Here is an 8,276-nt window from a genome sequence, read left to right on the forward strand (position 1 = left end):
ATAAGAGCACACTGGACGTGCGCGGCATTCACCGCACACCGCGCCAGCCACGCGGTCAGGCCTGTCAGTCGAAGGAGACGCGTCATGGCCAACGTCTCACCCACCAGAGGCGACATATCGACCCACCCGGATGTGCCCGAGATGCGCACCCGGTTCGACCGCATGCTCGGCGGCCGTGACGTGGCACTCGTGGACGGACCGGTGTTCCTGCTCGGTCTGTACTGCGCCGTCTCGCCGTGGATACTCCACTACACGACGAGCCAGCCCGCGCTGACGACCCACAACCTGATCGTCGGCATCGCCATCGGCCTGCTGGGCCTCGGCTTCACCGCGGCCCCGGCCCGGATGTACGGCCTCAGCTGGGCCATGTGCGCGCTCGGCGTCTGGATGATCGTCGCTCCGTGGATCGTGGGCGACAGCCCGGACGCGGGCGTCGTGGTGAGCAACATCGTCATCGGCGCCCTGGCGCTGGTGCTCGGGCTGATGTGCGCGGGCACGGCGGCGCGCAGCACGTCGAGGACGTAGCCCGCCGGAGGCCCACCCCCCGGCGCGGTCCGCCGCAGGAGAGGCGGCCCGGCCGACCCGCCCACCGCGGGTCGGCCGGGCCGCGTCCGCATACCTCTCCGTTGCCGCGTCCGTGTCAGGGGGTGAAGAGGTACGGGGTGGTGGTCGTGAGGGCCTGGAAGCCGAGGCGTTCCAGGATGGGGCGGCTCTCGTCGGAGGCGTCGACCTGGAGGTAGCGGTAGCCGCGGTCGGCGGCGATGCGGGCGCGGTGGGCGACCAGGGCGCGGTAGACGCCCCTGCCCCGCCAGGGCGCGGCGGTGCCACCGCCCCACAGGCCCGCGAAGCGGGTCCCCGGGATCATCTCCAGCCGGGCCGAGCTGATCGGTTCGTCCCCGGCGAGGACGACGAACGCGGCGATGTCGTCGGGGGCGGTGGCGAGGCGGGCGAGGACGAGGTCGCGCAGCCAGCCGCCGTCCCGGCCGAACGCGCGTGCGTTGGCCTCGGCCATCAGGTCGGCGCCCGCGCGGTCGGTGACCGGGACGATCCGCAGACCGTCGGGCAGCGCGACCGCGCCCGTCTGGTCGCGGGCCTCGGCGATCATCAGCGTCTCCTGCGGCTCGGCCGTGAACCCGGCGGCCAGCAGGCGGGCGCCGAGGTCGGCCGGACGGTCGTGCCCGTGCTGCTTCCACTCGACCTCACGGCCGAGTCCGCGGAAGTACGCGACCTGGTCGGCGATCTCCGCGTCGGCGTCCGCGCCGCCGAGATCGGACCAGAGAACGCCGTTCCAGCCCGGCTCGGGCGCGACGTGGCGGACGATGCGCCCGGTGTGCTCGACGACGGCGTCGGGGCTCTCGGGGCGGGCGTCGCGGCGCATGTCACGGTCGTACAGGGCGAGTACCTCGGCGTGATCCATGGGCCTATCCGAGCAGGCCGGCGCGGGCCGCTCAACGTAATATCGCGGCGGCCCACGATCCAGGCCGGGCGGCGGACCGCACCGGCCCCCAGGAGGTCCGCCGCGATGCCGAGGGACGACGAACTGCCGCATCTGCGGCGCTGTGTGGAGCTGGCCGCCGAGGCGCTGGCCGCGGGCGACGAACCGTTCGGTTCGGTGCTCGTCGGCGGGGACGGCACCGTGCTGGCCGAGGAGCGCAACCGGGTCGCGTCCGGGGACCCCACACGGCACCCGGAGTTCGCCCTGGCCCGCTGGGCGGCAAACCGGCTCGCCCCGCGCGAGCGGGCCACGGCGACCGTGTACACGTCGGGCGAGCACTGTCCGATGTGCGCGGCGGCCCACGCCTGGGTCGGCCTGGGCCGCATCGTCTACGTCGCCTCCTCGGCGCAGCTCACCGGCTGGCTGGCGGAGTGGGGCGTACCGGCGGGTCCGGTCCGTCCGCTGTCCGTGCGGGAGATCGCGCCGGGGGTCGCGGTGGCCGGGCCGGTCCCCGCACTGGAGCCGGACATCCGCGAGCTGCACCGGCGGTTCCACGGCGGCTGAGCGCGCCCCGGCGGGTCACCCGGACGGCTCCCCGGGCACCGCGACGGCCGCGGACCCCGTACACGCTCGGGGTCCGCGGCCGTCGTGGGTGCGGTCTCAGGCCTGGCCGGCCGGGCGGAAGCGGCGGAAGAGGAGGGCTCCGCCGAGGACGAGACCGGCCGCGCCGAGGGCGGCGGGGACGGTGGCGTCGGCGCCCGTGTGGGCGAGGGTGGACTCGGCGCGGGGCGCCGGGGCCTGCGGGGCGGGCGCGGGGGGCTCGGTCTCCGGCTCCGGGTGCGACGCGGCGGGCGGGGTGTGCCGGGTCGGCGGCTCGGGCGTGGCCTCGGTGGGCGGCGGGGGCGGCTCCTCCGAGGTGTTCACGGACTCGTTGCCGAACGCCGGGTTGAGGATGCCGACCACGTTGACGCTGTTGCCGCTGGCGTTGACCGGGAGGTGGACGGGCAGCTGGATGCCGTTGCCCGACACCACGCCGGGCGAGCCCTGCGCGCTGCTGCCGGCGTGGGCGCCGCCGCCGTTGACGGCGGAGCCGTCCGTGCCCGAACCCTTGGCGCCGCCGCCCTTGTTGGCGCAGCCGTTGCCGAAGGCGGGGTTGAGGACGCCCACCACGTCCACGGTGTTGCCGCACAGGTTCACCGGCAGGTTCACGGGCAGCTGGACGCCGTTGCCGGAGAGCACGCCGGGCGAACCGGCCGCGGCGCCGTCCGCGCCGGAGTCGGCGAACGCGGGCACGGCCATCGCCATCGCGCCCGACGCGGCGGCCACGGCGATCACACCGTTTCGGGTAACCCGTCTCATGGGGACCTGCCTTCCAGGGTTGGTCGCGGGCACTCGCCCGCACACGGAGAACGCGGCCGGACCGTGCGGGTTATGGCCACACACCCTTTCACCCCATTGGGTGGCACCCCGGTCGAACTGGTGTCAAAGCCGTCAGCCCGTACGCGACCGGGCCGGGCGGGGGCCCTCGTGGGGCGGGGACGGATGTCCGGAGGCGGGTCCGAGGGAGCCCGCCTATCGTGGGCCGGGGCGCCGGACCACGGTCCGCCGCGCACGTCCCTGGAGGCATTCATGCTGGCCAAGACGGATACCCGGCCCGTGCTGCGGAGCGGCGCGCTCGCCGCCGCGACCGCGCTGACGCTGCTCGGCGCGGGCCTGTCGAGGGCGGCGGCGGACCCGGACGACGACCGTGACGCCGCCCTCTCCCGGTTCTACGACCAGACGATCCGATGGTCGCGCTGCACGGGCGAGGGCATGCCCGACGACCTCCAGTGCGGCAAGGTGACGGTGCCCGTCGACTACGCCCGGCCGAAGGGCCGCACGATGGAGCTGGCGGTGGCCCGCTACCGGGCCACGGGCGACCGGCGCGGCTCGGTCCTGCTGAACTTCGGCGGGCCCGGCGGTCCGGGCGTCCCCGAGATCGCCTACGGCGGCAAGGAGTTCATGGACCTCACCGACGCCTACGACGTGGTGAGCTTCGACCCGCGCGGCGTCGGCCGGTCCTCCCCGGTGAGCTGCGGCGACGGCGAGGACGACGCGTTCGCCGCCCTGGACGACGAACCCGGCGACCTCGGCGACCCGAGCGGCCTGCTCGCGCAGCTGAAGAAGGCCGCCGACGCCTGCGCCGACCACTCCGGGCCCGTGCTCCCCCACATCGGGACCGTGGACGCCGCCCGCGACATGGACGTGATGCGGGCGGCCGTCGGCGACCGGAAGCTCAACTACCTGGGCTTCTCCTACGGCACCCGGCTGGGCGCGGTCTACGCGGCGCAGTTCCCCGGCAAGGTGGGCCGGATGGTCCTGGACGGCGTGGACACGCTGACGGAGTCCCTTGCCGAGCAGGGCATCGCGGGCGCGCGCGGCCAGCAGGTGGCGCTGGACGACTTCGTGGACTGGTGCGTGAAGGACATCGCGTGCCCGTTCGGGCAGGACGCGCGCACCGCCCGCGAGGAGGTGGTGAAGCTGATCCGGTCGCTGGACGAGGACCCGCTGCCGACCGACTTCGGGGACGACTTCACCGGCCAGGACCTGGTGGGCGCGATCGGGCAGGGCCTCTACAGCAAGGAGCTGTGGCCGTCGCTCCAGCGGGCGCTGGCCCAGCTGGTGGAGAGCGGCGACACCAACGGCGTGCTGGCCTTCGCGACCGGCGGCATGGCGCTGCCGGTGCGGACCGCGCCGTCCCCGCGCGAGCGGGCCGCCGACGACGGGACGGACCCGTCCGGGGCGCTGGTCGACGAGGAGGACGTCCCGCTGGACAACCTCCCGGCGGCGCTGATGGCGGTCAACTGCGCCGACGACCCCGACCGGCCGTCCGCCGCGCGGATCACCGCCGACCTCAGGCGGCTGCGCGCCGGGTACGAGGAGGCCTCGCCGGTGTTCGGCCGGTACCGGCTCACCCAGGTCCTGATGTGCTACGGCCGTCCCAAGGGCACCGACTACATCCGCGACGAGGTCAAGGACCTGGACACGCCGAAGATCCTGCTGGTCGGCACCCGCGGCGACCCGGCGACGCCGTACCGGTGGACGGTGGAGACGGCGAAGCGGCTGGGGCCGTCGGCGGTGGTGCTCGACCACCGGGGCGAGGGGCACACCGGGTACGGCTCGTCGAAGTGCGTGCACCGCAAGGTGGACGACTTCCTGCTCTACGGCTCCCTCCCGCCGAGCGGCAGCTCCTGCGCCGCCGACACCGACGACTGACCGACGGCCGCTCCCTCGGGCCGCTCCTGCCCCGGCCAGGGTGCGCCGCTCTCCACCAGGGGCCGCAGGTGCCGGACGGCGCGGGGCAGGTTGACGGCGACGGCGCCGCGCACCCGCCCGTCGTGGACGTGGACCGAGGTGAAACGGCGCTCGGCGGGGTCGCCGTCGACGACGTGGGCGGGGTCGGCCGGGCGGATCTCCCCGAACACCTGGATCTTGAGGTCGTCCTGGTCGGTCCAGAAGTACGGCAGGACCGTGAACGGGCGTGCCCCGTCCCCGGCGAGGAGGTTGCGGGCGACGGCGACGGCGCTCTCCGTGGCGTGGGTGCGGTGCTCCTGCCGGTGGAGGCGGCCGGTGCGCGGGTCGGGGCGGGCGGCGACGTCGCCGACGGCCCACACGCCGGGTCCGGCCGCGCCGAGGGCGTCGCAGGCCACCCCGTCGGCGACGGGGACGCCGCTGCCGTCGAGCCAGTCGGTGACGGGCAGGGAGCCGGTCGCGGCGAGGACGGTGTCCGCGGGCAGCAGCTCGCCGTCGGTGAGGCGGACGCCGGTGACGGCGCCCGCGCGGCCCTCGACGCCGGTGACCCGGCCGCGCAGCAGCCGTATGCCGAGGGCGCGGTGGACGGTGGCGGCGAGGCCGGCCGCGTGCGGGCCGACCAGGTCGAGCAGCGGTACCGCGTCGGGGCCGACGAGGGTGACCTCCGCGCCGAGCCCGGCGGCGGCGATCGCGGCCTCGGTGCCGAGGAGTCCCGCGCCCGCGACGACGAGGCGCCGCCCTGCGGTGAGGTCGGCGCGCAGGGCGAGGGCGTCGTCGGCGGTGCGCAGGACGTGGACGCCGGTGAGGCCGTCGGCGCCGGGCAGCGGGCGGGGCCGGACCCCGGTGGCGACGACGACGGCGTCGGCGGTCAGCCGGGTGCCGTCGGCGAGTTCGACCGTACGGGCCGCGCGGTCCAGGCGGACGGCGGGGCTGCCGGTGCGCAGGTCGACGCCGAGCCGCTCGTACGCCTCGGGGGCGCGCAGGCGGACCCGGTCGGGCTCCCAGCGTCCGGCGAGGACCTGTTTGGACAGCGGCGGCCGGTCGTAGGGCGGGCGGGTCTCGGCGCCGACGACGGTGAGGCGGCCGTCGTAGCCCTGGCGGCGGAGGGTCTCGGCGGTGGTGACGCCCGCGGCGCCCGCGCCGACGACGACGAGGACGCGCGGCGCGGTCACGGGGTCCCTCCGGGCGCGGGGTGCGGCTGCCACCATGCGCGGTGCTCGCGGTACCAGGCGACGGTCGCGGCGAGGCCGGTCGGGAAGTCGGTGCGGGGGCGGTAGCCGAGTTCGTCGCGGATCTTGGTCCAGTCGACGCAGTAGCGGCGGTCGTGGCCCTTGCGGTCGGTGACGTGCTCGATCCGGTCGGGGCCCGCGCCGCAGGCGTCGAGGAGGAGTTCGGTGAGGGCGCAGTTGGTGAGTTCGGTGCCGCCGCCGATGTTGTAGACCTCGCCGGGGCGGCCCTGGGTGCGGACGAGTTCGACGCCGCGGACGTGGTCGTCGACGTGGAGCCAGTCGCGGACGTTGCCGCCGTCGCCGTAGAGGGGGACGGTGCGGCCGTCGAGGAGGTTGCCGACGAACAGCGGGATGATCTTCTCGGGGTACTGGTGGGGGCCGTAGTTGTTGGAGCAGCGGGTGACGCGGACGTCGAGGCCGTGGGTGCGGTGGTACGCGAGGGCGATCAGGTCGGAGGAGGCCTTCGCGGCGGCGTACGGCGAGTTGGGCAGGAGGGGGCTGTCCTCGGTCCAGGCGCCGGTGTCGAGGGAGCCGTACACCTCGTCGGTGGAGACGTGGACGAAGGTGCGCACGCCGTGCCGGAGGGCGGCGTCCAGGAGGGTCTGGGTGCCCAGCACGTTGGTGCGGACGAAGGCGGAGGAGTCGAGGATGGAGCGGTCCACGTGGGACTCGGCGGCGAAGTGCACCACCTCGTCGTGGCCCGCCGTCAGTTCGTCGACGAGGGCCGTGTCGCAGATGTCGCCCTTGACGAAGGTGAACGCGGGGTGGTCGCGGACCGCGTCGAGGTTGGCGGGGTTGCCCGCGTAGGTGAGCAGGTCCAGGACGGTGACCTCGACATCACCGGGGCCGTCGGGGCCGAGGAGGGTGCGGACGTGGTGCGAGCCGATGAAGCCCGCGCCGCCCGTGACGAGGACGCGGGTGGCGGGGGCGGCCGGTGCGGGGGGCGGGGTGGTCATGAGGAGATCTGCACCCGCCCGTGGTCGCCGATGACGAGCCGGTGCACGGCCGGTACCCGGGGGCCGAGGGAGACGCGCACGTTGCGGCCGACGAGGGAGCCCTCCACCCGGCAGACGCCGTCGAAGGTGGACTCGCGCAGCACGATGGAGAACTCGATCTCGCTGTTGCGGATGAGGCAGTTCTCGCCGATGGACGTGGACGGGCCGACGTAGGAGTTCTCCACGACGGTGCCGGGGCCGATGACGGCGGGGCCGACGATGCGGGAGCCGCGGATGACGGCTCCGGCGTCGACGCGGACCCGGCCGACGATCTCGCTGAGGTCGTCCACGTCGCCGTCGACCCGGTACTCCAGGAGTTCCAGCAGCCGCCGGTTGACGTCGAGGATGTCGGCGGCGGTGCCGGTGTCCTTCCAGTAGCCGGTGACGATCGTGGTGCGGACGTCGTGGTCGCGTTCCAGGAGCCACCGCACGGCGTCGGTGATCTCCAGCTCGCCGCGCGCGGACGGGGTGATGGCGCGGACCGCCTCGTGGATGGCCGGGCCGAACAGGTAGACGCCGACCAGGGCGAGGTCGCTGCGCGGCGCGCGAGGCTTCTCCTCCAGGCCGATCAGCCGTCCCGCGTCGTCGAGTTCGGCGACACCGAACGCGGTCGGGTCCGGGACGCGGGTCAACAGCAGTTGCGCGTCGGGGCGTTCCTTGCGGAAGGCGTCCACCGAGTCGTTGATGCCGCCGAAGAGGAAGTTGTCGCCGAGGAACATCACGAAGTCGTCGTCGCCGAGGAAGTCGCGGGCGATGAGCACGGCGTGCGAGAGACCGAGGGGGGCCTCCTGCCGCAGGTAGGTGATGTCGAGGCCGAAGGCGGAGCCGTCGCCGACGGCGTCCCGGATCTCCTGCTCGGTGTCGCCGACCACGATCGCGGCCTCGGTGATGCCCGCGTCGGCGATGGCCTCCAGGCCGTAGAAGAGGATGGGCTTGTTGGCGACCGGCACCAACTGCTTGGCGGAGGTGTGCGTGATCGGCCGCAGCCGTGTCCCCGCACCTCCGGACAGCACGAGAGCCTTCACGGTGTGCATCCCGCCTAACTGGTGTCGTCGGTGAGGGCGCGGGCCGTCAGGGGTGGATCTCGACGGCGCCGGAGGGGCAGATGAGTTCGGCCTCGGTGACCGCGTCGTGCTGGTCCTGGCCGGGCTCGGGCTGGAGGAGTTCCACGAGGCCGTCGTCGCCGCTCTGGTCGAAGACGGCCGGGGCGGCCAGCACGCACTGTCCGGCGCCGACGCAGCGGTCACGGTCCACGTTGATCTTCATGGGTCGGTCCTGTCCCTCTCGGTTCTCGGTGTTCGGTGGAGGTGGTGGGGCGGGTGGTCG

The 8,276-nt window shown here is 74.5% G+C and carries 9 protein-coding genes; 3 read left to right on the forward strand and 6 right to left on the reverse strand.

Annotation, left to right across the window (positions count from 1 at the left end; genetic code table 11):
• Positions 1–84: 84 nt before the first annotated feature.
• Complete coding sequence (locus tag ACIQPQ_RS09645) at positions 85–525, forward strand: SPW repeat protein (RefSeq protein WP_401301993.1); 441 nt, start codon at positions 85–87, stop codon at positions 523–525.
• Positions 526–640: 115 nt separating this feature from the next.
• Here the strand turns inward: ACIQPQ_RS09645 and ACIQPQ_RS09650 are convergent, their stop codons facing one another.
• Positions 641–1,417 (reverse strand): GNAT family N-acetyltransferase, encoded by a 777-nt coding sequence (locus tag ACIQPQ_RS09650; protein ID WP_401301996.1) that lies wholly within the window; start codon positions 1,415–1,417, stop codon positions 641–643.
• A 105-nt stretch (positions 1,418–1,522) separates the two neighbouring features.
• On the opposite strand from ACIQPQ_RS09650, the gene ACIQPQ_RS09655 reads away from it, so the two are divergent.
• Complete coding sequence (locus tag ACIQPQ_RS09655; protein ID WP_401301999.1) at positions 1,523–1,999, forward strand: nucleoside deaminase; 477 nt, start codon at positions 1,523–1,525, stop codon at positions 1,997–1,999.
• A 96-nt stretch (positions 2,000–2,095) separates the two neighbouring features.
• Here ACIQPQ_RS09655 and ACIQPQ_RS09660 read toward each other — a convergent pair whose 3' ends face one another.
• The gene (locus ACIQPQ_RS09660) at positions 2,096–2,794 is read right to left on the reverse strand and encodes a chaplin (protein ID WP_401302001.1); all 699 of its coding nucleotides are present in this window, start codon (positions 2,792–2,794) and stop codon (positions 2,096–2,098) included.
• Between the two features lie 270 nt (positions 2,795–3,064).
• Here ACIQPQ_RS09660 and ACIQPQ_RS09665 point away from each other — a divergent pair, with 270 nt between their 5' ends.
• Positions 3,065–4,690: an alpha/beta hydrolase gene (locus tag ACIQPQ_RS09665; protein ID WP_401302004.1), complete on the forward strand. Its 1,626-nt coding sequence runs from the start codon at positions 3,065–3,067 to the stop codon at positions 4,688–4,690.
• Here the strand turns inward: ACIQPQ_RS09665 and ACIQPQ_RS09670 are convergent.
• From ACIQPQ_RS09670 to ACIQPQ_RS09685, 4 genes are read right to left on the reverse strand one after another with little or no spacing between them, the layout of a single operon-like run.
• Positions 4,636–5,898, reverse strand: coding sequence for an NAD(P)/FAD-dependent oxidoreductase (locus tag ACIQPQ_RS09670; protein WP_401302007.1), 1,263 nt, complete (start codon positions 5,896–5,898; stop codon positions 4,636–4,638). The two genes, ACIQPQ_RS09665 and ACIQPQ_RS09670, sit on opposite strands and share 55 nt — an antisense overlap.
• Positions 5,895–6,911, reverse strand: coding sequence for a dTDP-glucose 4,6-dehydratase (rfbB, locus tag ACIQPQ_RS09675; RefSeq protein WP_401302010.1), 1,017 nt, complete (start codon positions 6,909–6,911; stop codon positions 5,895–5,897). The genes ACIQPQ_RS09670 and rfbB overlap by 4 nt, the downstream gene beginning before the upstream one ends.
• Positions 6,908–7,975 (reverse strand): glucose-1-phosphate thymidylyltransferase, encoded by a 1,068-nt coding sequence (locus ACIQPQ_RS09680; RefSeq protein WP_383776958.1) that lies wholly within the window; start codon positions 7,973–7,975, stop codon positions 6,908–6,910. Before ACIQPQ_RS09680 ends, rfbB begins: the two co-directional genes overlap by 4 nt.
• Positions 7,976–8,021: 46 nt before the next feature.
• Positions 8,022–8,216, reverse strand: coding sequence for a ferredoxin (locus ACIQPQ_RS09685; protein ID WP_401302013.1), 195 nt, complete (start codon positions 8,214–8,216; stop codon positions 8,022–8,024).
• Positions 8,217–8,276: the final 60 nt, after the last annotated feature.

It is taken from the genome of Streptomyces sp. NPDC091281 (genome assembly GCF_044757425.1).
Taxonomy (GTDB): domain Bacteria; phylum Actinomycetota; class Actinomycetes; order Streptomycetales; family Streptomycetaceae; genus Streptomyces.